General features: G+C 50.9%; 47 protein-coding genes. 15 read left to right on the plus strand and 32 right to left on the minus strand.

Going from position 1 to position 21,507, the window contains the following annotated elements:
* The 32 genes from ACUY4Q_RS18080 to ACUY4Q_RS18235 form a co-directional block, all read right to left on the minus strand.
* A complete protein-coding gene (locus tag ACUY4Q_RS18080; protein WP_458044090.1) occupies nucleotides 1-249 on the minus strand; it encodes a hypothetical protein in 249 nt (82 codons plus the stop codon).
* Between the two features lie 3 nt (nucleotides 250-252).
* Nucleotides 253-1,698 (minus strand): phage terminase large subunit family protein, encoded by a 1,446-nt coding sequence (locus ACUY4Q_RS18085; RefSeq protein ID WP_458044091.1) that lies wholly within the window; start codon nucleotides 1,696-1,698, stop codon nucleotides 253-255.
* The gene (locus ACUY4Q_RS18090) at nucleotides 1,667-2,230 is read right to left on the minus strand and encodes a terminase small subunit-like protein (RefSeq protein WP_458044092.1); all 564 of its coding nucleotides are present in this window, start codon (nucleotides 2,228-2,230) and stop codon (nucleotides 1,667-1,669) included. Before ACUY4Q_RS18090 ends, ACUY4Q_RS18085 begins: the two co-directional genes overlap by 32 nt.
* 27 nt (nucleotides 2,231-2,257) lie before the next feature.
* Nucleotides 2,258-2,422 (minus strand): hypothetical protein, encoded by a 165-nt coding sequence (locus ACUY4Q_RS18095; protein ID WP_458044093.1) that lies wholly within the window; start codon nucleotides 2,420-2,422, stop codon nucleotides 2,258-2,260.
* Between the two features lie 9 nt (nucleotides 2,423-2,431).
* The gene (locus ACUY4Q_RS18100; RefSeq protein WP_458044094.1) at nucleotides 2,432-3,136 is read right to left on the minus strand and encodes a hypothetical protein; all 705 of its coding nucleotides are present in this window, start codon (nucleotides 3,134-3,136) and stop codon (nucleotides 2,432-2,434) included.
* Between the two features lie 34 nt (nucleotides 3,137-3,170).
* Nucleotides 3,171-3,449, minus strand: coding sequence for a DUF2829 domain-containing protein (locus ACUY4Q_RS18105; protein ID WP_458044095.1), 279 nt, complete (start codon nucleotides 3,447-3,449; stop codon nucleotides 3,171-3,173).
* Nucleotides 3,450-3,603: 154 nt separating this feature from the next.
* The gene (locus ACUY4Q_RS18110; RefSeq protein WP_458044096.1) at nucleotides 3,604-3,891 is read right to left on the minus strand and encodes a hypothetical protein; all 288 of its coding nucleotides are present in this window, start codon (nucleotides 3,889-3,891) and stop codon (nucleotides 3,604-3,606) included.
* Nucleotides 3,884-4,093 carry a DUF7940 domain-containing protein gene (locus ACUY4Q_RS18115; protein ID WP_458044097.1) on the minus strand — a complete coding sequence of 70 codons (210 nt, stop codon included), beginning with the start codon at nucleotides 4,091-4,093 and terminating at the stop codon, nucleotides 3,884-3,886. The genes ACUY4Q_RS18110 and ACUY4Q_RS18115 overlap by 8 nt, the downstream gene beginning before the upstream one ends.
* Nucleotides 4,090-4,560, minus strand: a complete 471-nt coding sequence (locus ACUY4Q_RS18120; protein WP_458044098.1) for a glycoside hydrolase family protein — start codon at nucleotides 4,558-4,560, stop codon at nucleotides 4,090-4,092. The genes ACUY4Q_RS18115 and ACUY4Q_RS18120 overlap by 4 nt, the downstream gene beginning before the upstream one ends.
* 7 nt (nucleotides 4,561-4,567) lie before the next feature.
* Nucleotides 4,568-4,867: a hypothetical protein gene (locus tag ACUY4Q_RS18125; RefSeq protein ID WP_458044099.1), complete on the minus strand. Its 300-nt coding sequence runs from the start codon at nucleotides 4,865-4,867 to the stop codon at nucleotides 4,568-4,570.
* Nucleotides 4,854-5,147 (minus strand): hypothetical protein, encoded by a 294-nt coding sequence (locus tag ACUY4Q_RS18130; RefSeq protein ID WP_458044100.1) that lies wholly within the window; start codon nucleotides 5,145-5,147, stop codon nucleotides 4,854-4,856. Before ACUY4Q_RS18130 ends, ACUY4Q_RS18125 begins: the two co-directional genes overlap by 14 nt.
* A gap of 287 nt (nucleotides 5,148-5,434) precedes the next feature.
* A complete protein-coding gene (locus ACUY4Q_RS18135) occupies nucleotides 5,435-6,058 on the minus strand; it encodes an antitermination protein (protein ID WP_458044101.1) in 624 nt (207 codons plus the stop codon).
* A complete protein-coding gene (locus tag ACUY4Q_RS18140) occupies nucleotides 6,058-6,234 on the minus strand; it encodes a hypothetical protein (RefSeq protein WP_458044102.1) in 177 nt (58 codons plus the stop codon). The genes ACUY4Q_RS18135 and ACUY4Q_RS18140 overlap by 1 nt, the downstream gene beginning before the upstream one ends.
* A gap of 1 nt (nucleotide 6,235) precedes the next feature.
* Nucleotides 6,236-6,421: a protein ninH gene (locus ACUY4Q_RS18145; RefSeq protein WP_458044103.1), complete on the minus strand. Its 186-nt coding sequence runs from the start codon at nucleotides 6,419-6,421 to the stop codon at nucleotides 6,236-6,238.
* A complete protein-coding gene (locus ACUY4Q_RS18150; protein ID WP_458044104.1) occupies nucleotides 6,418-7,083 on the minus strand; it encodes a metallophosphoesterase in 666 nt (221 codons plus the stop codon). The genes ACUY4Q_RS18145 and ACUY4Q_RS18150 overlap by 4 nt, the downstream gene beginning before the upstream one ends.
* Nucleotides 7,080-7,442, minus strand: coding sequence for a RusA family crossover junction endodeoxyribonuclease (locus ACUY4Q_RS18155; RefSeq protein WP_458044105.1), 363 nt, complete (start codon nucleotides 7,440-7,442; stop codon nucleotides 7,080-7,082). Before ACUY4Q_RS18155 ends, ACUY4Q_RS18150 begins: the two co-directional genes overlap by 4 nt.
* Nucleotides 7,439-7,720 (minus strand): hypothetical protein, encoded by a 282-nt coding sequence (locus ACUY4Q_RS18160; RefSeq protein ID WP_458044106.1) that lies wholly within the window; start codon nucleotides 7,718-7,720, stop codon nucleotides 7,439-7,441. The genes ACUY4Q_RS18155 and ACUY4Q_RS18160 overlap by 4 nt, the downstream gene beginning before the upstream one ends.
* On the minus strand, nucleotides 7,698-7,886 hold the full coding sequence (locus ACUY4Q_RS18165; protein ID WP_458044107.1) for a protein NinF: 189 nt from the start codon (nucleotides 7,884-7,886) through the stop codon (nucleotides 7,698-7,700). Before ACUY4Q_RS18165 ends, ACUY4Q_RS18160 begins: the two co-directional genes overlap by 23 nt.
* A complete protein-coding gene (locus tag ACUY4Q_RS18170; protein ID WP_458044108.1) occupies nucleotides 7,873-8,262 on the minus strand; it encodes a hypothetical protein in 390 nt (129 codons plus the stop codon). Before ACUY4Q_RS18170 ends, ACUY4Q_RS18165 begins: the two co-directional genes overlap by 14 nt.
* Nucleotides 8,240-8,428, minus strand: a complete 189-nt coding sequence (locus tag ACUY4Q_RS18175) for a NinE family protein (protein ID WP_458044109.1) — start codon at nucleotides 8,426-8,428, stop codon at nucleotides 8,240-8,242. Before ACUY4Q_RS18175 ends, ACUY4Q_RS18170 begins: the two co-directional genes overlap by 23 nt.
* A 222-nt stretch (nucleotides 8,429-8,650) precedes the next feature.
* The gene (locus tag ACUY4Q_RS18180) at nucleotides 8,651-9,100 is read right to left on the minus strand and encodes a DUF1367 family protein (protein WP_458044110.1); all 450 of its coding nucleotides are present in this window, start codon (nucleotides 9,098-9,100) and stop codon (nucleotides 8,651-8,653) included.
* Nucleotides 9,101-9,110: 10 nt separating this feature from the next.
* Nucleotides 9,111-9,548, minus strand: a complete 438-nt coding sequence (locus tag ACUY4Q_RS18185) for a DUF551 domain-containing protein (RefSeq protein WP_458044111.1) — start codon at nucleotides 9,546-9,548, stop codon at nucleotides 9,111-9,113.
* Nucleotides 9,549-9,754: 206 nt separating this feature from the next.
* Nucleotides 9,755-9,994: a hypothetical protein gene (locus tag ACUY4Q_RS18190; RefSeq protein WP_458044112.1), complete on the minus strand. Its 240-nt coding sequence runs from the start codon at nucleotides 9,992-9,994 to the stop codon at nucleotides 9,755-9,757.
* Between the two features lie 226 nt (nucleotides 9,995-10,220).
* Nucleotides 10,221-10,607: a phage protein NinX family protein gene (locus ACUY4Q_RS18195; protein ID WP_458044113.1), complete on the minus strand. Its 387-nt coding sequence runs from the start codon at nucleotides 10,605-10,607 to the stop codon at nucleotides 10,221-10,223.
* Complete coding sequence (locus ACUY4Q_RS18200) at nucleotides 10,604-10,891, minus strand: XkdD/Y8K6 family phage-associated protein (protein ID WP_458044114.1); 288 nt, start codon at nucleotides 10,889-10,891, stop codon at nucleotides 10,604-10,606. The genes ACUY4Q_RS18195 and ACUY4Q_RS18200 overlap by 4 nt, the downstream gene beginning before the upstream one ends.
* Nucleotides 10,892-10,911: 20 nt before the next feature.
* On the minus strand, nucleotides 10,912-11,253 hold the full coding sequence (locus tag ACUY4Q_RS18205; RefSeq protein WP_458044115.1) for a DUF7740 domain-containing protein: 342 nt from the start codon (nucleotides 11,251-11,253) through the stop codon (nucleotides 10,912-10,914).
* Complete coding sequence (locus ACUY4Q_RS18210) at nucleotides 11,250-12,623, minus strand: replicative DNA helicase (RefSeq protein WP_458044116.1); 1,374 nt, start codon at nucleotides 12,621-12,623, stop codon at nucleotides 11,250-11,252. The genes ACUY4Q_RS18205 and ACUY4Q_RS18210 overlap by 4 nt, the downstream gene beginning before the upstream one ends.
* Nucleotides 12,620-13,426 (minus strand): replication protein, encoded by an 807-nt coding sequence (locus tag ACUY4Q_RS18215; protein ID WP_458044117.1) that lies wholly within the window; start codon nucleotides 13,424-13,426, stop codon nucleotides 12,620-12,622. The genes ACUY4Q_RS18210 and ACUY4Q_RS18215 overlap by 4 nt, the downstream gene beginning before the upstream one ends.
* Complete coding sequence (locus ACUY4Q_RS18220) at nucleotides 13,419-13,547, minus strand: hypothetical protein (protein ID WP_458044118.1); 129 nt, start codon at nucleotides 13,545-13,547, stop codon at nucleotides 13,419-13,421. Before ACUY4Q_RS18220 ends, ACUY4Q_RS18215 begins: the two co-directional genes overlap by 8 nt.
* Nucleotides 13,544-14,344, minus strand: a complete 801-nt coding sequence (locus ACUY4Q_RS18225; protein ID WP_458044119.1) for a ParB/RepB/Spo0J family partition protein — start codon at nucleotides 14,342-14,344, stop codon at nucleotides 13,544-13,546. The genes ACUY4Q_RS18220 and ACUY4Q_RS18225 overlap by 4 nt, the downstream gene beginning before the upstream one ends.
* A 34-nt stretch (nucleotides 14,345-14,378) precedes the next feature.
* On the minus strand, nucleotides 14,379-14,660 hold the full coding sequence (locus ACUY4Q_RS18230) for a CII family transcriptional regulator (RefSeq protein WP_458044120.1): 282 nt from the start codon (nucleotides 14,658-14,660) through the stop codon (nucleotides 14,379-14,381).
* Nucleotides 14,661-14,769: 109 nt separating this feature from the next.
* On the minus strand, nucleotides 14,770-14,997 hold the full coding sequence (locus ACUY4Q_RS18235; RefSeq protein WP_458044121.1) for a transcriptional regulator: 228 nt from the start codon (nucleotides 14,995-14,997) through the stop codon (nucleotides 14,770-14,772).
* 93 nt (nucleotides 14,998-15,090) lie between these two features.
* On the opposite strand from ACUY4Q_RS18235, the gene ACUY4Q_RS18240 reads away from it, so the two are divergent.
* The 15 genes from ACUY4Q_RS18240 to ACUY4Q_RS18310 all read left to right on the plus strand — a co-directional run bounded on the left by ACUY4Q_RS18240 (nucleotide 15,091) and on the right by ACUY4Q_RS18310 (nucleotide 21,312).
* Nucleotides 15,091-15,723 carry a LexA family protein gene (locus ACUY4Q_RS18240; RefSeq protein WP_458044122.1) on the plus strand — a complete coding sequence of 211 codons (633 nt, stop codon included), beginning with the start codon at nucleotides 15,091-15,093 and terminating at the stop codon, nucleotides 15,721-15,723.
* A gap of 16 nt (nucleotides 15,724-15,739) precedes the next feature.
* Complete coding sequence (locus ACUY4Q_RS18245) at nucleotides 15,740-15,985, plus strand: hypothetical protein (protein ID WP_458044123.1); 246 nt, start codon at nucleotides 15,740-15,742, stop codon at nucleotides 15,983-15,985.
* A 394-nt stretch (nucleotides 15,986-16,379) separates the two neighbouring features.
* Nucleotides 16,380-16,631, plus strand: a complete 252-nt coding sequence (locus tag ACUY4Q_RS18250; RefSeq protein WP_458044124.1) for a transcriptional antitermination N peptide — start codon at nucleotides 16,380-16,382, stop codon at nucleotides 16,629-16,631.
* A 14-nt stretch (nucleotides 16,632-16,645) separates the two neighbouring features.
* Nucleotides 16,646-16,810, plus strand: a complete 165-nt coding sequence (locus ACUY4Q_RS18255) for a hypothetical protein (protein ID WP_458044125.1) — start codon at nucleotides 16,646-16,648, stop codon at nucleotides 16,808-16,810.
* A gap of 44 nt (nucleotides 16,811-16,854) precedes the next feature.
* The gene (locus ACUY4Q_RS18260; protein WP_286583339.1) at nucleotides 16,855-17,127 is read left to right on the plus strand and encodes a hypothetical protein; all 273 of its coding nucleotides are present in this window, start codon (nucleotides 16,855-16,857) and stop codon (nucleotides 17,125-17,127) included.
* Between the two features lie 85 nt (nucleotides 17,128-17,212).
* Complete coding sequence (locus tag ACUY4Q_RS18265; protein WP_458044126.1) at nucleotides 17,213-17,341, plus strand: protease FtsH-inhibitory lysogeny factor CIII; 129 nt, start codon at nucleotides 17,213-17,215, stop codon at nucleotides 17,339-17,341.
* Nucleotides 17,332-17,478, plus strand: a complete 147-nt coding sequence (gene kil, locus ACUY4Q_RS18270; protein ID WP_458044127.1) for a host cell division inhibitory peptide Kil — start codon at nucleotides 17,332-17,334, stop codon at nucleotides 17,476-17,478. Before ACUY4Q_RS18265 ends, kil begins: the two co-directional genes overlap by 10 nt.
* A gap of 91 nt (nucleotides 17,479-17,569) precedes the next feature.
* Nucleotides 17,570-17,866 carry a host-nuclease inhibitor Gam family protein gene (locus ACUY4Q_RS18275; protein WP_458044128.1) on the plus strand — a complete coding sequence of 99 codons (297 nt, stop codon included), beginning with the start codon at nucleotides 17,570-17,572 and terminating at the stop codon, nucleotides 17,864-17,866.
* Nucleotides 17,863-18,684: a PD-(D/E)XK nuclease-like domain-containing protein gene (locus ACUY4Q_RS18280; protein ID WP_458044129.1), complete on the plus strand. Its 822-nt coding sequence runs from the start codon at nucleotides 17,863-17,865 to the stop codon at nucleotides 18,682-18,684. Before ACUY4Q_RS18275 ends, ACUY4Q_RS18280 begins: the two co-directional genes overlap by 4 nt.
* Entirely contained in the window at nucleotides 18,684-19,262 is a 579-nt protein-coding gene (locus tag ACUY4Q_RS18285; protein WP_458044130.1) for a hypothetical protein, read from the plus strand. Before ACUY4Q_RS18280 ends, ACUY4Q_RS18285 begins: the two co-directional genes overlap by 1 nt.
* Nucleotides 19,243-19,449 carry a hypothetical protein gene (locus ACUY4Q_RS18290; RefSeq protein WP_458044131.1) on the plus strand — a complete coding sequence of 69 codons (207 nt, stop codon included), beginning with the start codon at nucleotides 19,243-19,245 and terminating at the stop codon, nucleotides 19,447-19,449. Before ACUY4Q_RS18285 ends, ACUY4Q_RS18290 begins: the two co-directional genes overlap by 20 nt.
* Nucleotides 19,450-19,461: 12 nt before the next feature.
* The gene (locus tag ACUY4Q_RS18295; protein WP_458044132.1) at nucleotides 19,462-19,635 is read left to right on the plus strand and encodes a DUF2737 family protein; all 174 of its coding nucleotides are present in this window, start codon (nucleotides 19,462-19,464) and stop codon (nucleotides 19,633-19,635) included.
* A complete protein-coding gene (locus tag ACUY4Q_RS18300) occupies nucleotides 19,632-20,147 on the plus strand; it encodes a hypothetical protein (RefSeq protein ID WP_458044133.1) in 516 nt (171 codons plus the stop codon). Before ACUY4Q_RS18295 ends, ACUY4Q_RS18300 begins: the two co-directional genes overlap by 4 nt.
* On the plus strand, nucleotides 20,144-20,902 hold the full coding sequence (locus tag ACUY4Q_RS18305; RefSeq protein WP_458044134.1) for a hypothetical protein: 759 nt from the start codon (nucleotides 20,144-20,146) through the stop codon (nucleotides 20,900-20,902). Before ACUY4Q_RS18300 ends, ACUY4Q_RS18305 begins: the two co-directional genes overlap by 4 nt.
* Entirely contained in the window at nucleotides 20,899-21,312 is a 414-nt protein-coding gene (locus tag ACUY4Q_RS18310; RefSeq protein ID WP_458044135.1) for a hypothetical protein, read from the plus strand. The genes ACUY4Q_RS18305 and ACUY4Q_RS18310 overlap by 4 nt, the downstream gene beginning before the upstream one ends.
* Nucleotides 21,313-21,507 lie beyond the last annotated feature (195 nt).

Below are 21,507 nucleotides of genomic sequence, written 5' to 3' on the forward strand. Positions count from 1 at the left end.
TTATCCACCGAGTAGTGTTTTCTGACCTGTAGAGGAAGCTGAGATTGTGTTCGAGCTACCGCCGGAAAGGATGTTCGCATTGACGCCCTGACGCGAACGGCGTCGCAACAGGTCATCAGCCTGGTTAATGGCATCCTCAGTGTTTACTGAAGAAGCCTGTTTGATTGTCGGTGTCGCGGTGCTGCCAAGACCCAGCACACTGCCTACGCCACCGATGACCTGCGTAATTGGTTTCAGTGCTTCACTCATATTTCACCCAAAGAGGTTGTATTCGGTGTTTGCCATGCGAGGCTTGTTGCGAGGTGAGGCGATTCGGTACTTAGGTGTTGCCATTCTGCGCATCATGTACGCATAGCGAACCGCATCGAGTACGTCATCATTGGTTTTTGCAATCTTCCCGTGCTCATCACGGTGGTACATTCTGAACTCATCGAAGAAGTCGGTGCAGGTGCTGAACACCTTGAACTTGCCATCAAGCATGCGTTCACGGATTTCATGAATTCCGGGCTCAACCTTGTTGTTGCCATCAGGCCAGGTTGCGTGCTCGCCAAGCATCTTGAACCCTTCAGCCTTGTACTGTTCTTTCACCTGCTGGCCGCCGCCCTTCTCATGCTGGCTTCCATCGTGAGGCCATGCGACGGGAACATCCTTTGCCCAGGGCTTAACGATTCTCCACGCCTCATCAGCTTTCTTCTGCCTGGCTTTCCAGACGTGAGCGACGTAGATGACATCTTCATCACGGTCTTCCCAAAGCTGAATGTGTGCCTGAGGGTGATCCCATCCGAAGTCCTGGCCGTCGATGATGAAGAAGTGATCCGGGCAAGCGAATGGCTGACAGATAATCTCGTCATCAGAGATGTCGTAGATGCGACCATGTCCAAGCATCGGGATACCTTTTGTTCGCATATCGCGCTGATGAGCAGGGAAGGAAGCGAGAAGCTCAGCTTTAATCTTCTCGCTGAGGTGTGGAGCGTCATCCCAGCCGACATTCATACAGGTTTGGGCCACGCTCGGGTTATCCATGAATCCGATAACCAAATCAGTCCGCCCGTTCTCAGGCGTAAACGTCAGAATTCCGCGACCGCCGTTACCTTTGTCACCAGTAGCGGTACGCGTCAGCACCTGGGGAAATATGTCAGGGTCTTTTGGTTCTTCATCGATGTGAAACCAGTCAACGCTGTCTCCCATCAATGCATGCTGGCCTTGTGAGTACGACCAGAACTGTATTTTTGATGTCGAACCTGACTTGTGCTTAACGTAGACAGAGCGGACTGCGTTTGGCGTACCGGTCATCGCCTCAACACCGACGATTAACTCACCGGGTATCAGCCCGCCTTCCCATCCATTATCTGTCTTCCTGCCAATAATTGGCGTCTGCAACAGGTCGCGGCACTTTTCACCGGAGTAACCAAGCACCCATATCAGCGGGGCGTGGTCGAATTTGTGTCCGGCCCACTCGTCAGGGTAATCACCCATCGCATGGATGGCGTCGATATAGGTAGCCGTCTCCGTCTTGCCAACACGGTTAGCAGCGATAAGCGCTGACTGGGAATAGTCTTTCGTGCTGGCGATGAATTTCTTTTGCCATGGATGACGAGACTGGTAGAAGTTGCGATACCGGTAAACGTTCTTGCGGCGCTGTTTCTCTTCAAGGAGCCTGACTAGCTCAATCTTCTGCTCCCGGCTGAGGTTGTGCATTGGTTAGCTCCTTCAGCCGCGCATCAAGTTCTGCATCTGTCAAATCAGTGATCGTAATGTTCTGCTCATGCGTAACCTTGTCGCCATACTTCTTCGGCGCAACCTTGGACGCGTACCATTTTCTGGCGTCAACACGCAGGCGAGAACGGGCGACAAACTCAGCATCCATTCTTTCATTGCCATCTTCATCAGCGACCCGGTCACCAGATGAATCATCAGCAATGTGAATGATTTCTTCTGCCAGAAATTCAGCCTGAACCTCTCGTGCGCGCGCGTATTTCTCCGAGAATGTCTCGTTCTCAACAAGCCATTTATAGACGGTACTTTGCGCTGGCATATTCTCATCCATGCAGATACGTCTAACGCTTTCGCCTGATGCGATTCGCTCGCATATAGCCATAGCGATTTCGGCATCGTATGTGGATGTTCCTGCCATATCAGAATTTCCTGCTGGGGTTGTTTGTTTCCATCCCGTGTGAGGCGATACCAACACATCAGGATTCAGTGTTTTTATTCTGTCAAAGGCACTCATTGAATGCCTTTTGCAGAACTTTATAAATCAGTCGATGAACACGATATCGTTCAGTGTCTCTTTGAGCTTCTGCACGGTGTAGCTGATTTGGTCAGCATCAAACCCCGGCGTCTTTGCCAGCGTCACCGCAGCATCAAGGAGAGCTTGCTGCTTCTGCTCTGCGTATTGGTCTTTAGTATCTTTGCCTGCCATGTTTACCTCTTAGCTGATTGAGATTGCAGTAGGCACCCCGGCGGATACCGTGAGAGTGACTGTTCGTGTCGCAGTGCCAATAGCAACCAGGATCCCAGCAGTAACAGGAATCGACAGCACCTGACTGTTGGATACGATTGCGTTAGTGGCTGGAAGGCTGACGCGTTGTACTGCGTTTGTGGATACAGTAGCGGTGCCGCTTGCTGTCACTGAGTTGGCAGAGTTAGCTACCGTTACTGCATCGTTGTTCTTGACCACCGAGTTAGCAGCCGCCAGGCGTACACCATTCAGTGCACCAACACTCACATCAGCTGTCTGCGCTGATAGCAGCGGAGTTGATCCGGATGCTGGCAGTACAGTGATGTTTGCGTCGCTGTTTTTGACGATGGTAGATGTAGCCGGAAGCGTTACCGCAGTAATGACGTTCTGCGAAACAGAGAATGTGCCCGTATCGGTGATTGTGCCCGCACTATTCCTGACAGCCGTTGTGCCGCCGTCAGAGACAATGCTCTGGTAGGTTTCCAGGTCGATGTCATTGCCCTGATACATGACCTGATAGAAGTCGCGTGGTGAGTCGGTAACAATAAGGCGTCCGAATGGCTTCCAGCCCTGGCTCATTGATGAGGTCAACTGCTGATTCATCGCGCCATAGTCATTGGCCTGCAATACACGACATGCTGACATTGCCATTTCTTTCTCTCCTGAGATAGACATTATCAAGCGCCCGGGATAGGACGCTTTGTAATGGCTACTGGATTGGTTCTGCCAGCCAGTCATTGGCGAACAAATCGCCTGTAGACGGAACCCACACGCAATATGCTGCCTGGGAGTTACGCAGCATAAGGAAAGGAGTCAGGTTGCTGGCTGGGGCGTAGGTATCATCCAGATTCATTTCGTATTTTGGCTCATTCGGCTCGGCTGACTGAGGTGGCTTCACTAAAAACACATGCTGACCTTTGCCGTTCCATCCTTCGCGGTAAATCTTCGCTCCGCTCTTTACTGCTTCGAGTGCATCACCAAAGTTCATGTTGTCTCCGGGTTATTTAGTTTGCTCGCCACACAACCTGTCCCACGTATCGTTGTGGGCGTTGATGGCGCGGACTGTTCGCACATCCATCACATCAGGGTCGTTTCCGTGCGTGATGATTGGCTTGAATGCAGTGCAGGAATTGTCGACGTATCTAATCTGCTGAGTGGTACTTTGAGGAACGCATGCGCTCACGAGCAGCAGAATCAGACAGAGATTGGTTATCTTGCTCGACATCTTTCACCACCCGTATTGTTTCCTGCGTCTTTTGGGTAATCTGCTGGGCCTGCTGGGTTTCGATATTGGCCGCTTTCACGTCGGCTTTAGCCTGGGTCTCAGTGGTGCCTTTACTCTTACCTCCAGACCAGGCCAGAAACAGGCCTATCACGATTGCTACAGCACCGGCAATGTAGCTACCGAATGAACCGATTAACTCACCCATTCTTTTTCTCCTGGTCTACCAGACGACCGATAATCCCGCATATTGCTACCAGCGCAGCGATAGACCCCATTGTGCCGGGAGGGATGCTTAATTTAAGGTCAGAAGGCAGTTCAGCCCACACGTTAGGGATTGCGGCTGCTATCCAGAGGCAGTGAATGCTGAACCAGCGCCAGGCGCTCTTCCAGTTGTTGACGAGTTTCATTTCAGCAGCCCTGCGTATGCGCCCATTTCACCAGTCCGCATAACTTCTGCGTGACGAGCAGCGCGGTTTGGTGTCTGTTTAGCCCACAAACTTGCAAGCATGCCGGAAGCAGCACCGGTATAGTTACCAGCCGCAATCATAGCCAGCGTATTCTTGAACCCTGACAAACCAGTAACTCCCATCTGATAAGCCATGCTGATTAACACGTCTCGGCGTGGTGGGTTGCATTGCTTCAGAGCCGCCAGGATAAGTGGAGTCGAGTTCATCTTCGCTATCGTGGTATCGACCAGGCTCTGCAACCACACATCGCTAACTTCTTTCGGAAGCGTGAAGGTGTAATTCGATAACGCCACGCCTTTTGGCCCAATCTTGAACCCGGTACCAACTGTCGGATAACCCTCAGTGTCGATATAAGGCGCAGACCTGTAACCCTCTTCGAAATTGAGGATGGAAATAATCTGGCTCATGGGTACCTCAGAGTGGTTTGTTTACGTCAGCAAACGCTGGTTCGGTGTAACTGGCTCGCTGCTTACCATCAGGCTGAATCACGATCACATTCAGCGAACTACCGTCAGCAGGTGATTGCTCTGCTTTCTGAGCACGCATTTCTGCTGCTGTTCGCTGTCGGTTCATGTCGTTTGCAAGCTTGACAGCCTCATGACTGGTCTTTACCGAGTCATTCAGCTGGTTGCATAGGATTGCGGTTATCACGAGGAATAAGAGCGGGACGAAGTCGATAATGTATCGCCCGACTCTGATTTCAGTTCTTGCCATAATTGTCACCGTTGTCGGTCTGGCTAAACCACGGCAGCCTTTTCAATATTGCAGCGCCCTGCCATCCGGCAGCGCCGCAGGCCAGACCCATCAGGTTAAGCGACCATTGTTTATCCAGCCCGTAGAGAGCCATCATCATTCCGGCGAAGATCGACACGGTCATATGACTGGACAGACTTACCTTTTCACTGATTGGCCTTGTCTGAAACTTCGCCAAAGAGCCAAGCACCGTCATGATGAGCGCGACCAGCAACACCGGAATCAGTTCCGTGTTTGCCATTGCGTAGTCTCCACCATGCGGTGGCTGAGAAATACAGAGCCGGATAAACATCAGACTCAGAAATAAAAAAACCAGCCGAAGCTGGTAGGGGGAAGTGGCTTTTAAGCCAAAGATACAGCTGCTGGTATGGGAATTTGGTTGTGAATTTGCCAATAAAAAAGCCCAAGGTTTTGGCCTCTGGCTTTAATGAATGACAGTTATCCATCATTAGTGTCAAATTTACCCAATGTTATTCAATATGTCAACATCATGCAGCTAAAATGATGCCATCCGTGGCGATTGCGCTACTATCGTGTAACTTTAGCCAGGACATCATCAGCAGATGACTCCTCTTTGTGGCATTGAGCCACCATGGCGTCGTACAGCGGCTTTATCGCCCTTGACCATGTAGGTTGTGTCAGGTCATGGATATAAACGCTTACAGCACGATACGCAGCGCTTGCTGGCATTCGGCTATAACCAACACCCTTGCACCGGCAGCACTGCTTTTCAACAAGCTTTCCCCATTGCTCTGTTTTCACCTGGTCAACCGCCCTGCCTGTTCCGTGGCAGTCTTTACATCTGGCGCCAGGCGTCGCAGCACTCCGGCAGTAATCCGCATAAGCGAATGTTGCGAGCACTTGCAGCACCTTTGCCTTAGTATTTCCCTCAAGCTTTGCAACGCCGCGGTATTTCCCCGATACCTTGTTTGCAAACTGCATTAGATAGCTGATCGCCTTTTGCTTTTCGGTCTGGCTGAGTTCATGTTTCCCGCAGAAAGCAGCCATACCGAAACCAGCTTGTGACTGAGCCATCCCCATGGCTGCCATCACATCAGTACCGTTGAGATTGTCAGAAGCCGTAGCCCGTGGTGAATCGCTCATCATCGGGCTTTTTGGCGAGTGATATTTGGCGACAGATTCCAGTCTCATCAGGCAGCATCTCCATCAGGCTTATTCAGTCCCAGTCGGTTGATTACCTCTCTTCGCATCATCTCCAGTCGTTTTCTGGTTTCTTCGTTTGTGGCCAGGGCTTCGTCTATCTGCTGAAGTTGATTGCGATCGAACTGACGTTGCTGAGCTGCTTCGAATGTAGTGACGGTGCCCATATCAGCGCCCTCTTCCCATTGGATGGACCATCAGAACGCCGTTGACTACGGCATGGCGCTCACCTTTTCTGTCGTATGCGTATTTGTTCACCGTTCTACGATGACACTGGAGCTTCCTGGCTACTTCTGTCTGATTGCCATAGTTCTCTACCAGGTAATCAGGAATGGTTTTGACTGTATGGTTCATGCTCCCTCCCCTTGCAGCTGGCGAATAGTCAGGTTTCCGCAGAAAACTGCGCCGGTATCGATGTAATACTGATTGGCAAACCTCAAAGGCTCGCGAGCTGGGGTGTGCCCGAAAATGAACAGGTCAGCACCTTTTATTTCTTTCAGTTCTCCATCCATCGATTCGCTGATTCTTTCGCGATTCCAGATAACCTTCTCGGTATCAATCTGGGCACCGTACTCATATTCGCTTCGTGGGTAATCTGCATGGCAGATGACGAATTTTTTATCAGCAGTGTTAAGTTCAATAACCAGAGGGAGTTCATGAATGAGGTGCAAAAGTGCTTTAGCATGGCGCTCTTTGTCATAGTCCTGATAGAAGAACCAGCCGCCGCCATTCGCTATCCAGTGGTTGACGTTGCCATGCTCAGATAGCCCATCCAGCATCATTTGCTCATGGTTGCCACGCACCGCTTTGAACCATGGGAAAGTTACAAGCTCCATGCACTCAACGTTTTCACTGCCGCGGTCAACCAGGTCTCCTACAGAGATAAGCAAGTCCTGCCTGGTATCGAACTTTCTTTCATCAAGCTCTTTCATGAGCAGCGTGTAGCATCCGTGCAGATCGCCAACTACGTAGATATTTCGGTATTTGCTACCGTCTATCTTTTCGTAAATATTCATGCTGTCTCCAGTTCAGTGATTTTGATATCCAGGCTGCCGCCGCGAACCTTCTGCCCACGGATTACGCGAATGTCATCAAATTGCTCATCGTCCAGCGCAAACCCTGCGTGGATGAGAGAATCGAGTAGTGACTTCAGGATGTTGTCGAGGTCTCTGCGCCGGGAGTCGGGAACTGCGGCGATGACTTTGATGCGTAAGCGGGATTCGGTCTGAATATCAAGGTTGTTGCTTTGGATAATCTGGATAACTTCTTTGCGGTACTGCTGGCCTTTCTTGCTGATGTAGTACTGGCTTCCTCGTCGTCGCCAGTAGCTGTTAACGCTGGGCGGCCAGGGTAGTTTGAGGTTGTATTCGTTCATCGCACTGAAAGCCTCCCGTCTCTGGTTAGCTTCTGAATGGTGAGGACGATAGCGCGATCCATTTCTGAGCGTCGCTCTTCTCTGCTCATGTCCTTGCCGTTGTCGATTCTGCTATGGCACGCCTCACACAATGCCGCCGTAAGGCTGTCATCCACTTTAATACCCATTCCTTTGCCTTCGTTACGATGGGCAGCCTGCACCCCATAAGCACCGCAAAGCACACAGCACTCTATTTCCCTTACTGCCTTCAACCACTTATTGCTCCTGAACATCTTCATCCTCCTTCATCAGTCCGTTCGGGTCGTGATACATAGCCATTTCTTTCTCGCAACGTTCGCAGATGTATGTCTCGCTGGGGTGGAGTTGCTTTGTGCATCCGCAGCAGTAACCAGCAGCGTTAACGAGGTCTCGCTCACACTGGCGATAGGGGTCAGGTGTTTGCATATGACCTCCGATAAACCCGGGCTGCCCAGGTGCGCAGGTTATGGCTTACGGTTTCATTGAAATCGTCTTTGTATTTTTTCCTCATGCTTTTGCATCTGATGAAAATCGCAATCGCAAATATTGGATAACAAAACAACATTGCCCCTAGGAGAAATAGCCCGATAAGCAGCTTGACCATAAATGCAGGGAGGTCTCTAACCTCGGTATCAGGAAGCTCAAGGAGGTCATCCTTCATATTGCTGCCAATGTTGAACGTGCAATGCACGGAGGCTGATATGCAGTCGATAAAATTAAAATCATATCCAGCTGCCGCAGCCCATGATGGGTTATCCATGAAGTGAGTGAATGTTATTTCACCGTATCGGGTTATTACCATGCTTCCTCCGTGCTCGTTCACGCAGCCAACGGATGTCGGTCAGGTGCGCGGTGTAATTGAAACTGGGAATGTCGGATGGTTTTACTTCTGGCTTGCGTTTCTTGCGGTGGGTGACGCGGTAGATGCAGTTCTCACAAATTCGCTCTATCGGGCTTCGTCGGGTCATGAATGCACCCTCACGACTGGCTTCACATAGCTCTGCCCGTTCAGAGTCCACTCTCTCTCCGTTAATAAGCTGCTTTTTTTGCCATGCCACGGATGAGCTATTACTCGGTACAGATAGTGCAGGTCCTCATGCTGATTAATCATCGTGAATTTATGCCCATTTCTCACCAGGCAGAATTTAACCCCGGGAGGTATGTCTCTAACTCTCAGTGTCATATACGCCTCAGAAGAAGTTCTGTAGTTGATTGAGGATGTTCGGGTCTTTCGTGCGACCGAACACGTGTTTAATGGCGGCGTTTATCAGCGCTGAGTAACAACGCTCGAATTGCTCCTGGTCCATGTTTGAAAATGCGAGGCTTTGCGCCTCCGTCCTGATTTCACCGTTAAGCCGCATCGTCTGCTCATAGAATCCGGCGAGGATGGTTAAGTCCTTGCGGAAGCGATCGAACTGGCTAACCTCATCCATGCTCTCAAGCCCGGCCCTTTCGGCTGACCAGTGAGCAAAGCAGAAGTTGAAGAAAGCGAAGACCTTTCGATGATGTGCGGGATTACGGGATAACTTGATTTCGGCGGTGTACATCTCGCCGTTTTTGAATCGCTGGAGCCTTTCGAGGTCGCTGTCATGTGCTGGAGTAAAAGTGCCGCCTGGGTGTTTAACCAGGTCGAATTGCAATTATACTCTCCTATTCCCCTTTAATGCGGAGGCCAGCGGCGCGGATGACCTCACTTCTTCCCGGCAGCGGGTGCCAGTGCGTCGGCGTAGCCTTACTCAGAAAGTCGTAGTCTCCCCAGTATTTTGTTGTGAAACTACCCAGGAAAGGGTCCCACGCAGCAGTGTAAATATCGTCATGCGCCGGAATGTGCTCGTTGGCTTTTTCGTCATCTACGCATAAGACGTACTCACCATCTGGCGGCATTTGCTCACTCACTGGAATCCATTTGTCTTCAGTGACGTCCTGTCTGCTTGCCTGCCATGCCCACCACGCCGTGCGAGTACCAAGCCTGTAGTAACTGCCGCCTTCACATTCGCAGATGCTGAAAACTTCTCTCCTTTCCTCATCTTCAAATTGACCAAACTCATCCCAGTACGCTTCTTCAAACTGTTTTCTGCTCTCTTCCATATCCCCTCCAGTGCCAGCGTAGGCTGACGGTTATTGTCCGCTCAGGTTATTAGGTACGCATATGTAGCTTACCTCACGCCGTGACTGGGTCTCTTGGCTCTCTTTGTAAGCAGCCCCAGCAGATTCGCAGAGTTCTTTATTCACGAATTCAGCACTAGCAGCCCCAGTTCCGGTATATGTAACAATTGTTATTAAAAGCACCCACATCACGCATCCCCCATCAGCTTCGCCCCGCACTCGCGGCAGTGCTTATCCCATGCATCTGCTTTACGGTGCTGACACTTCGTGGTGTCCCATCCACAAATAGCGCAAATTCTCATGAATTCGTCTCCCTTGCCAGTGCGACCGCCGTCGTGCTTGCAATAAGCTTGAAAGCGTGCCTCCAGCACTTCATATTTTAATTTCGCCATTTCTTTTTCATCCGTCATGCATTCGCGGCTCATCACGCGCCCCCCAGCTTAGCTTTTAGCAATTCTAATTCGCCTCTCATTTCTTCAATGCGGGAGTTCCTGAACTTGAGCAGGTGCTGCAAATCCCACACTGAATTAGACAGAACGGTGTTAACGGCCATACAAAGCACACGCCATTGTTCAGGGGTGAATTCTTGCCTGCTTTCTCCCTGCCTGAGGACATAGGTTCGTGTCTCATGGTCGTAGTGGAGGTACGCCTCGTTCATTGCTGGCTCTCCATCAGCTCGTCAGGAATGTCTACCTCATCACCCAGCTTAGAGGCGACTACAGCTCGACAGATGGCGATTTTTGGGTCGTCTGCGGTGTGCCCTCTGCGTTTGGCGTATGGCAATTTTTCATTGACTGCCACCCAGTGATATAACTTGCCATTTTCTGGGTCGACGGATGCATAGCAGCTTATTTTGAACTTCTCAATCAACGGCCCGCACTTCTCCCAGTTCCCTGAGTAATCGAAAACGGGGCGATAGGCCTTCTGTCGATCAATAAGAATTGACATTCCCTCCGCGCTACAATCGTCCAATTGCCGGTCAGCAATAGCCACCGCCCAATCCAACGCCCTGCCGCTCAGCTCTGCTGTTTTAATCTTCATGATTTATCCCCAAGTGCTTTGGCTATTGCGGCGCGAGCCATATCAAACTCTACGGTCTCACGGTCAGCAACTCTCACTACTGCTTGCAACGCTTCCAGCAATTCCGGCGCGGCGGCGATGAGGTTAGCATCTGCCTGGTGATGTCCGGGCTTGCCATCGAATTCCACCCACGCAACAGGAATAATCATCCCGTATGACTGGTCATCATCTTTGCTCACCGGGCCGATGCTTCTGTCAGAAGTTGAAGCAACCCACGGCCCCGGCGTACCTTTAAACTCTCTCATCTCTCTATCCCTCTCAGTAATTAAATGGCTCGACCGTCAATTGCGGCCAGTTCGCGAAGGTTTTCTTCGGTGATTTCCACGTCGCCAATTTCCCGTGTTAATTCCGTTTCCATTTTCTGGATACATCCACGGATGCGGGTTATCTGGGTCTCAGGAAACAGGCTCGTACTCATTTCCTGTAATGTGCTGCGCAGGTTTTTGTTGGCAACTTCAGGCGCTTTAACCCGGGCGCATTGACGTAATGCCTCGCCAATTTTCCTTCGCTCTGTCCGTGCCATGGCCCGACATAGTTCCAGCGTCAATAGCGTGTCGGGAAATTCACGGTATTTGCTGCTCATGATGATTTGCATTGCAGGTGTCATACGTCTGCTCCTTTGGAGTATCTCTTGCCACGTGCCGGCTCGTTGGATTTTGTGCACATCCCTCGCGCTTCTTCCTGGTCACATGGAAGGAAATGGCCGTTGTGGAAGCGTTGGTAGACAGTACCCAGCGAGCCGAAACGGTTTTTAGTCACGATGATTTCTGCGAATTTTGCTGCCGGGCTGTTCTCGTCATACACCGCCTCGCGGTAGAGCATGATGATTGAGTCGGCGTCCTGCTCGATGGAGCCGGAGTCACGGAGGTCGCCGTTGGTAGGGCGCTTGTTGGGTCGCTTCTCAACATCTCGTGAAAGCTGGCTTAGCGATATGACCGGAGTTTTCAGGTCTTTCGCCAGCGCCTTCAGGCTGCCGGAGATATGGGCTATCGCCAGGTCGTTGCGGTCAGCTTTTGGCTTCTCAATCAGGCCCAGGTAATCGACCATGATTAGCGACAGTTGCGGATGCTCCTGCTTGTGACGTTCTGCTAACGCGCGGATTTGCTCGACGGTCAGCTTTGAAGAATCAACCAGCCAGACATCCAGGTCCTGCAGGTGTGATATTCCATTCGACACCCTGGCCCAGCCTTCATCGTCCATCTTCGCCGGGTTACGCAGAACGCTCACCGACAGATTTCCGGCACCGGCTATGCTTCGCTCAGCAATCTGGAGTTTGCTCATCTCCATGCTGAAAATCAGCACTCCGCGCTTCGTGTCACTGCCAGGTATCTTCCGGCTTGCCACGCCCTCAGCGATTTTTAGCGCCAGCTCTGTTTTACCCATGCCAGGACGGGCCGCGATAATAACCAGGTCTTCCGAGTTCATGCCGCCGGTAATGGCGTCAAGCTCGTCGATCCCCGTCTTCATCGTGTCCGACTCTTCGCCGTTGGTGAGTCTTTTTTCCAGCGTGTCAGTGTAGTCAGTGAGCAGATCGCCAAGCCGTACAGGTTGAACCTGCTGCTGAGGCTTCCTGATGACGCCCAGGCGCTTCGATAGCTCGTCCATTGCCTGAGTTGACTGGTCAAGCGTTCCGTTGCTTATGGGGCCTCTCAGCTCGTCCATCAGTTGCAAAACAAGGCGGCGCTGGTAGGCATCAGTCACCATCCCGGCGTAGCCCCTCAGGTTTGCCGCACTCGGACATGCCCTGGCAGTCTCCATGATGTCGGCGAAATGTCCGTCACCGCATTCCTCGGCAACCATCAGGCCATCAATCAGGTTTCGTACAGCGGCTTGTTTCTGGATGACCCGGAATGCCGTCTGGTACAAGGGGATTGAAAATGCTTCTGGAGGCACCGTCGCCAGCACCTCACTCGCTGCCGGAGTTAGTCCGCCCATCAGCAGCCCGCCGATAACGCTGGCCTCGATATCCTGTCTCATAGAGTTCCCTCCCGGATGTCAGTTAAAACCTTTGGTCTGAGCAGGTAGTCGAAGTTAGCCACCCAACCGCGATCGTTGTCTCCGAAGTGGAATGGCCTGGCAGCGCGCATGAATGCTCCTACGTAAGCCCGGAAGCCGTCGATGTTTTTGGTAGCGAGGGAGTCGATGAGTTTTTTGAGTTTGCGCTGACGTTCCGCATTTGCTTCGACAGCATGGGGTAGCTTGTCACCAACGATTTCGTTGTAGGCTTCAAGGTACTCTTCGTAGTTGATGCGAACTGCTTTTCGTCTTTCAGGTTTAACCGGTTCACGGTCATCGCAAGATGACGATGTGTTTACTTGTCTTTCTTTCTTTTGAATAGTGTCTTTTGTGTCCCCCTGTTTTGAGGGATACGACTCCCTCAATTTGAGGGATGTTTTATCCCCTGTTTTGAGGGATATTCCCTCATTTTGAGGGATGCGCCATTCTGAGATGTTTTTGTTGGGTCCAAACATGCCGCCTTGCTGCCTGATAAGCCCCATCCTGACAAGCTCCAACTTTGCTTCATTGCACCGTTTGACGGGCAGTTTTGCTATCTCAGAAAGTTGAGAATCGCTTATCCTGTCCATCGGCTTATTCCATCCGTAGGTCTTTCTCAGGATTGCCAGGAGAACTTTGTACTGACGCTTGGTCAGGTCCGCCCCGGAGTATGCTTCAAGCAGCGTGTTTGACAGTCTGGCGTACCCGTCATCGAGTTCAGCCACTTTATGCTCCACCGCCGCAACGTGCGGCCTCAGTTGCACTACTTCTGCCAGGTTACCCACGATTAGCCTCCTTGCGTTTCAGCTCTTCCAGGATGGCGCGGAGTTTTGCGCCTATCTTCGGGTTTATCGATTTCATGAACCGAAACCGGGTGATAGCTTTGTGTTCCTTTGGTGTGATCATGACCCACTCTCCCACCCCGCTGTTTTCATGAACTCACGATATTCAGTGAGGATTTTTTTCGCGTTATCTGGAATGGTGATTTCCCATTCGATATCAGCGATTAGCTGGATGAACTCTCGCGCCTTAGTTGCGTTAAACTGCGGCAGCGCCGCGCTACGCGTTAGTTTCGACTTGCCCGCAGCCTTTGCCTTACCCATCTGCTCGACGGCTACAGCGGAAGCCTGAGGGCCGTGCTCGCGTGACAGTGCGACGGCTGTTGTCGCCGCAACCTCTCCGGCGCGAACCATATCAATCAGCTCGTCACCGCAGGTCAGCAACTGGAGATGGTGATCGACATCAGCCACTGAGCGCTTAACCTTCTTGGCAATCTCTGCCGGTTCCCAGCCCTGGTTAATCAGGCGCTGGTAGGCGGCGGCACGTTCCAGAGGGGTAAGTGGTTTACCCTGGGAACTGGTAACCATGAAGGCAATGCGATCGGCGTCAGAGCCGACAAAGTCTTTGCACTCCAGCCGCGGTATTTCGGTACCGGACTGCTGCGCCGCCAGCGCACCGTAATACCGGTGGTGACCGTCGATGATTTTCACGCCCTGCTCTGTTACCTGCACCGCCAGTGGCGGCACATACTCACCGGCGATAAACGCATCGCGGAATTCTTCGACGTGCACCTGGTCAATTTCACGGACGTTGAAACCGGGTTCGACGTAAATCTCCGCCAGCGGCACCAGGAAGGTTTTCTTCACTGTCGTCTCGGTACCGTTTTTATCTTTGGACTTGTAAAGCTGCGATAGAGAACTCATAATTACTCCTGTAGATTGATCCAGTCTTTCTGCATCAGGCCTCGAATGAGTTACCGCTCATCGGGGCTTTTTCTTTGGTAATTCCTTCCAGTGCACATCTGAACGCCCGGCTTATCGGACTGATGTCAGAATCCATCCCAAATGCGCATAGAATCGACGCTATAAAGCGCCAGTCAGTGCGGCTTATCTTCGACTCATGACAGCCGACCATCTTTGCCAGGCCGCGCTGAGTAATCGCAGACAGGTTGATGAGTAAATCGGTTTCGGCGCGGTCGATATCGCGTTGAGTTGGTTTGCTATTACTTGCGTGTTCCATCGTTGATACTTTCCTTGGTGAAATAGATAGTTATGCGCATTCGTTGATGCGCTTTTGTTATCTCCACAAGGGCGGAGAAGTGAGCCAGTAGTGTTAAAGAGCGGTGTTACTAAGCGGCCTGCAATTCAGGCCAGATTTTGAACCAGTCAGTCGGGCGCAGGTCTTTCCTGCTAACTTCGCCACCCGTTGCATTTTCAATCTCTACGCAACGAGTTGGAGAGATGGCAGTTTTCCCTGATGCCATTTGAGAGAGGTATGAACTGGAGATGCTAAGTGATGCAGCCAGCTCCTTTGCCTTACCTCGCTCCAAGCTGTCGATATATGTTTTTAATTCCATGTGTCACCTCTTATGTACAAATACGAGTTTATTAAATACTAAACTCTTCGTCAAGTATTTGCTTATTTAGTTATTGCTAATCATCATGAAGAAATGAATATCAAAGACACGCGGCGGCAGCGCTTGCAGGAGTGGTTCTCAACGAGGACGCTACCAGCGAAAGACAAGAGCTACATATCCCAGATCATCACCGGGAAAAGCTCTCTTGGAGAAAAGGGGGCAGCCAGGCTGGAGAAGGAGTATGGCATGTCGCCAGGATTCCTTTCAGAGCCAATCAGCGAAACCCCAGGTAACGTATCCGGGTTTGCACCTCATCACCCTAAAGGTGCATTCCCTGTCATAAGTTGGGTTAGCGCGGGACAATGGACAGAAGCAGTGGAGCCTTACCAATACCAAGAAATAGAGCGATGGCTTGAGACTACAGTTGATTGCTCATCTAGGGCTTTCTGGCTTGATGTTAAGGGCGACTCCATGACCGCCATAGCAGGGCTTAGCATCCCTGAGGGCACTGTCATTCTTGTTGATCCAGATGTGGAGCCTCGCAATGGAAAGCTCGTCGTGGCTAAGATTGATAGCGAAAACGAAGTAACGTTTAAGAAATTAGTAATCGACTCAGGACGTAGGTTTTTGAAGCCACTTAATCCGCAATACCCTATGACAGAGATAAACGGAAATTGCCGGATCGTTGGCGTTGTAGTGGACGCAAAAATAGCCAATCTTCCTTAAAGGAGCATTGAATTACATGGAATATAAATATGTATTCATGATTTCTTATGGGCTAGCGTTTCTTGTGGCCATTTTCTTTTTGGGGCAAAGAACCCATCAGGCAGTAAACAGCATGAAAGAAATGGGCATGGGGAGCCAGCAAATTAATGACTATCATCGCATGATGCGCTGGCCAACCATCATCGGAGCCATTCAAGCCACCATAATCACTGGAACAGCCATAGGACTCGTAGGGTCCGCCATCAATTTCCTCTTTAGATAACCCCCATTCAATATATAAATTACTAGACACTTCAAATGTTTAGTGATTTGTTTACCTTTTTGTTTAGTATTTACTTGACGCGGAAGTTTATCGTTTATTAAACTAATCCCATCGAAACGAAACATCGATGCGGCAACCGGAAGTCAGCCGCGCCAGACATGATGTCAGGCTGCTTCTTTAACATTGATGGGGTTACTTCTCCCGCCCTTGTGGGAGACCAAAGGAAGTTGCTTTGGGGTGTGGCTGGGTGAGCCATATGAGATGCGAGCTAAGCCACCTGAGTAGCGCTGCGAGTGCGCTTAACCAAGACGGAAGCAAGCAAGACTCGCCAAGCTGCTTTGAGCGCAGAAAAGCAATAGCCCAGCACACCACCAAAGCAACCACTGGAGGATGTATGACCACTTTTATCGCACACAACAGCGTTACACGGCGTTATCTGAAACGTGGTGAGCTGATGGCTAAACGACGCGCTGAAGCTTCTCAGGACGCGTTACAGCAAGAATCACGGAAAAGCACAAGGGTAGACCGAGCCACTTCGCTTGATTTCCCTCGTGACTACGTAGCAGGTGAGTCAGGGCAATGCCTGCCGGAGATAGCGTTATTTGCGGCGGGACATCGTAAATCTAAACAGGTAACGGCTCGTTAATTTGAGGTGAGGAAATGGTCTACACAATTCTGGCGGGAAAATTCGATGACGGCGAAGAGAACATTAAGTTCTGCGATGACGCTGAAACGATGGAGGATGCACAACGCATCATTCATGAGAACAAGCTCTACAAGTACCCGATATGCCGGGTAGAAGTTACGGGATTCGAGGCTGCCTAATGGCGGCCTTTTTATTGGCTCACGATACAAACAGAGGTAAGGGGATGGAAGTACAAGTCAGCTTCAAAAAAGAGGTAAATGTTAAACGCATAAAAACCTGCATCAAGGTGTGCGACAGGTTTACGGCAGATGTTCTCGATGAGACAGGGAATACTGTTCGAAGCATTGAGGATGAGTATGTTCCTGACTGCTTTCCAGGACAGCACTATGGAGATTATCTGGAGCTTGATATCGATATCGAGACCGGTCAAATCCTTAACTGGAAAAAACCGACGCCAGAGGAATTAAGCCAGTTGCTAGGCGAGCAAGACGACTAACCCGCTCCGGCGGGTTTTTTCATACCTCAGTCGCTTCACCGAGGCGGCTTAGTTATGCAATCACACAACCAAAGGAACCTACCCCATGATGCACTTAAGGCTCGCGGGTAGCGGCGTCATGTCCGCTTATTACCCGCCTGAATCAGAACTACAGCGCCGTGTTCGCCGGCTGATTAAAGCCGCAGCTCAACAATGGAGGTTGTTATGCAAATAAACCATCACGCACTTCGGGCGGCTCAGGTTAAGGCCGTCATCGCCCGCTATCTCGGAAATGCTGAGATGTGGATTGCTGCAAACGAGCAGATGAAGGCAGCAGTGAGCATGCCGTGGTATCGCCGGGGTGTGAAATGAGTTGCCGCGATATGACCGATGAGCAATTCGCTCGCCTGATGAAAGACCTCGGCGTACCAGTCAAATTACCTGAGCCTCAGAAGGAGTAATCATGAACGCCTATCACGTACAGGACCGGATTGAAGAACAAAGCTGGGTTAATTACCAGATGCAGGTTGGGAAGGCGGCGCGGGTAAATGAGCTGGCAGAGGATTTGGAGAAGGGACTAAAGCAGCACCTTCTTGAGGGCGTTTGCCTGTCTGAGTTACAGCGCCGGGGTGCAAGCAAACAAGCAATTTCTCGCGCATTTGATGATGACACATTCTTCCAGGAGCGCGCCGCGGCATTTCTTCATCTTGTGGCAGAAGTCATCGCGCAGCACCAGATTGATATTGAGGATGAAGCATGAAACCAGGCATCTACTACGGCATGCCCAATGAGGAATACCACGCCGATAACGCAATCGGATCGACATCGGTCAAGGCGGTAAGCGTCAGCCCTGCAAACCTGTATTTTAACCCATTCAAAGGCAGTAGGTCGGCTCACCTGGGAAGTGCAATTCACTCAGCCCTACTGGAGCCAGGTTTATTCGAAAGAGACTATCTGTTGATGCCGGACGTGGCGTCCAGAAGCCTGAAAGAATACAAAACCGCTGCGGCCTGGACCAATCCTGAATATATCCTGGTCGGTAGCGAGGTGGAGACAGTAAACCGAATGTTTGAGTCGTCACGGATGAATGAAGACTTCATGGATTATATGAACACGAAAGGGGAATCAGAGGTTTCTATGTTTGTGACCTGCCCTGAAACAGGATTAGACCTCAAGTGTCGATTTGACCGGTTGTCAGAAACAACACCCTACCCGCTGGATGTGAAGAGTTGCAGGGATGCAACAGAGCGCGGTTTCAGTAACGCCTTTGGTCATTACCGCTACCACATACAGGCGGCCTTCTATCTTTATGTTCTCAAGCTCGCCACTGGCATTGAGCGCAATCAGTTTGCATTTTTCGCCATCGAAAATACCGCTCCATATCGCAACTGCATGTATTACATCGGCGAGGAATCATTAAAACTGGGACGCGAACAAATGTTTGCCGCCCTCTGGAAAATAAAAGAATGCATGGAAGATGAATCCTTGAAATACGAAGGCATTGTCCTGCCATCCAATGAAATTAACGTTCCGGCATATTTGCTGGATGATGAATATGACGATGAGGTAATTCTCTGATGGACCTTTCACGCACAATTATTCCCAAGTCAGACCAGCTCAATTTTGAGGATGTTCAAAGCCAGCCCATAACGGCAGTCATCAAAGCAGTTCGCGCCGGGAATTCAGAACAGCCGGTGTTTATCGACCTGGAAGGCTATGAAGGCCGCCCATACAAGCCTTCTAAATCCATGCGTCGCGTGCTGATTGGCGGCTGGGGTGCAGATGGTCATTCATGGGTCGGGCGGTCGCTGACAATCACTGGAGACCCATCCGTGAGATTCGGTGGTGTAGCGGTTGGCGGTATTAAGATTTTTGCGATGAGCGATGTTGAAGCCGACTTTTCAATGATGCTTTCAGTGTCTCGCGGTAAGCGCCAGGAGCATCGCGTCAGAAAGCTCGTCGTAAAGGCTGCGCAAACGCCAGAATCAGTACTTTTGTGGTTCTCAGAAAACGCACTGACGATGGACCTGCCGAAACTTGAAGCGGCATATTCGCGAGCATCCAGCGCCATCGGTGGTGATTCCGACCTTAAATCGAAGCTCGACAGTGTTTATGGAATCAGGAAAAAGGAACTGAATGGTGAAGTACAAGCATAAAGAAATTTATGCGGTGCGCTCAAATCAGTTAAGCCAGGGAAGGCCATGGACACCATCAGAAATCACCAAAGTTAAGCGCCTCGCAGGAACCATCCACACCAAATTAATCGCTCGCCAAATTAACCGCTCTTACGAATCTCTTCGCCAGATGGCAAAGCGTGAAGGGATAAGTCTGCGCCGAATTTAGAGAGAAAACATCATGAGAAACGGCACCTATGATCCGGACATTACGCCCGGCGACCTCATCATCCGCTGTCGCATCAAGCCCTACCCTCCACGCTCTGAATTACTCAAACGCAACTCATTCGATAACGAGCATCGACTCGCTAACAATCCCTACCTCACTGCACGATTAAAGGAGATGCAGAGATGAACCAGCGCGAACAATTAGCAAAAGAAAATGACATGAGTATCGATTTCGTGAACTGGTTTTTCGACAACAAGAAAGAAGGATGTGGAAATGTCTGGTTCATGATGATGGCTGCAATGTGGGAAGGATGGAAAGCACAATCCGAGCAGGTGCGCCAGCTGACTGAGCAGCGCGACGCAGTGGTGGCGGAGATGACTGAGTTGGAAGAAGTCATTTTGGATATCACCTTCATGGATGATGATTTTTTCTTTGGCTCAACGCAAAAGGTGCAGATAGTAATGAATCGCCTGGTAAACATCAAAACCCCCGCCACATCCGCCATCCTCGATTCCCTGCGAGAAGAAGCGAAAGCAGATGTGTTGGACGAAATGGCTGCAACATACCGTGGTTGGGCCAATGAGGATGTTTGCTCCTGCAACATGAAGAGCAGTTACAACCTCACCGCAGAACGCGCCGAAAACTACGCTGCATACGTGCGCCGCCAGCTTCGCGAGAGCAAAGGAGCGCAGTCATGAGCAGGCCCGTAATTGCCGTCTGGTTCTCTTGTGGTGCCGCCAGCGCCGTGGCCGCAAAACTGACTATCGAGAAATACAGCCAGACTCACGATATTCGCGTGCTGAACAACCCGATAGCCGAGGAACACCCTGATAACGTCAGATTCCTGCACGATGTTGAAAAGTGGCTTGGGGTGACAGTTGAGTCAGTTACTCACCCGCTGTTCCCGTCGGCCAGCGCTGTAGAGGTCTGGGACCATCAGCGATATATGTCTGGCGTTCATGGAGCTCCGTGCACGGATACCCTGAAAAGGAAGGCTCGCCTTTTGTGGGAAAAATATAACCGGTGCGAATATCTCGTTATCGGATTAACAGAGGAAGAGCAGTGGCGAATTGAAAACTTCAACGCAGGTCGAACCGAAAAAGACCCTCTCATGATTTCAGTTCTGGCAGATGCAGGATATTCGAAGCAGGACTGCTTCGATGTTCTGTCTGCAGCAGGAATCGCTGCTCCATATATCTACAGCCTGGGTTTCCCAAACGCCAACTGCATAGGATGCGTCAAATCAACATCCCCAACCTACTGGAACCTGGTCAGGACGCACTTCCCGGCGATTTTTGCAGCGCGTGCCGAGCAATCAAGACGCCTGGGCGTGAGGCTTGTTCGCGTTAAAGGTGAGCGCATATTTCTGGATGAGTTGTCCCCAGATGCGGTCGGACGAAAAATGAAGAGCTTCGACTGCGGTGTTATTTGCATGAGAGAGGATGCAGCATGACCAACGAAAAGATTCAGGCACTCAAAGCGCTGTATGCAAACGTGGAGAAACAAGCGCACTCGTTGCGGGGAAGTCCAAGGGAGTATTCGGTTATCACCGGATTATGCCCGGTGAATGTCATTGAAATGCAGGCTCAGAAAATACAGGCGCTATTGTCAGAGAAGGAAGCGGATAAGGCGCTGATTGCTGAGCAGGCGAAAAGTATCGCCGAACTGGAGGCCAGGGCGCTCACCGTTAACTTGCCGGAAGATGAAGACGGACAACCTTTTGGGTTTGGTAAATGGGCGAATAGCAAACTCCCGGCGACAACTGGAACTATGACGATCGCGCAGTGCGAAGATTCATGGCGAGAGGCGTTTAAGGTATTAGCTGACGCCGCTGGCATCACCCTGACCGTGGGAGGGGAGTGAAGATGTCAGACGAATCAGGCTAACCGATGCGCAAGTGTATACCCTTCGCCGCATTCATTACGGCACCAGCTACTTCATGCGTGGTGATATGGAGAAAGGCATACAGGATAAAGGTTCGCATCGTGTTAATTGCCCATCGTTGCCAGTGCTTTTTCGAGAAGGGCTTGTGTATTGGCGTAACCGGGAATGCCGAAA

It is taken from the genome of Phytobacter cepae, assembly GCF_054165735.1.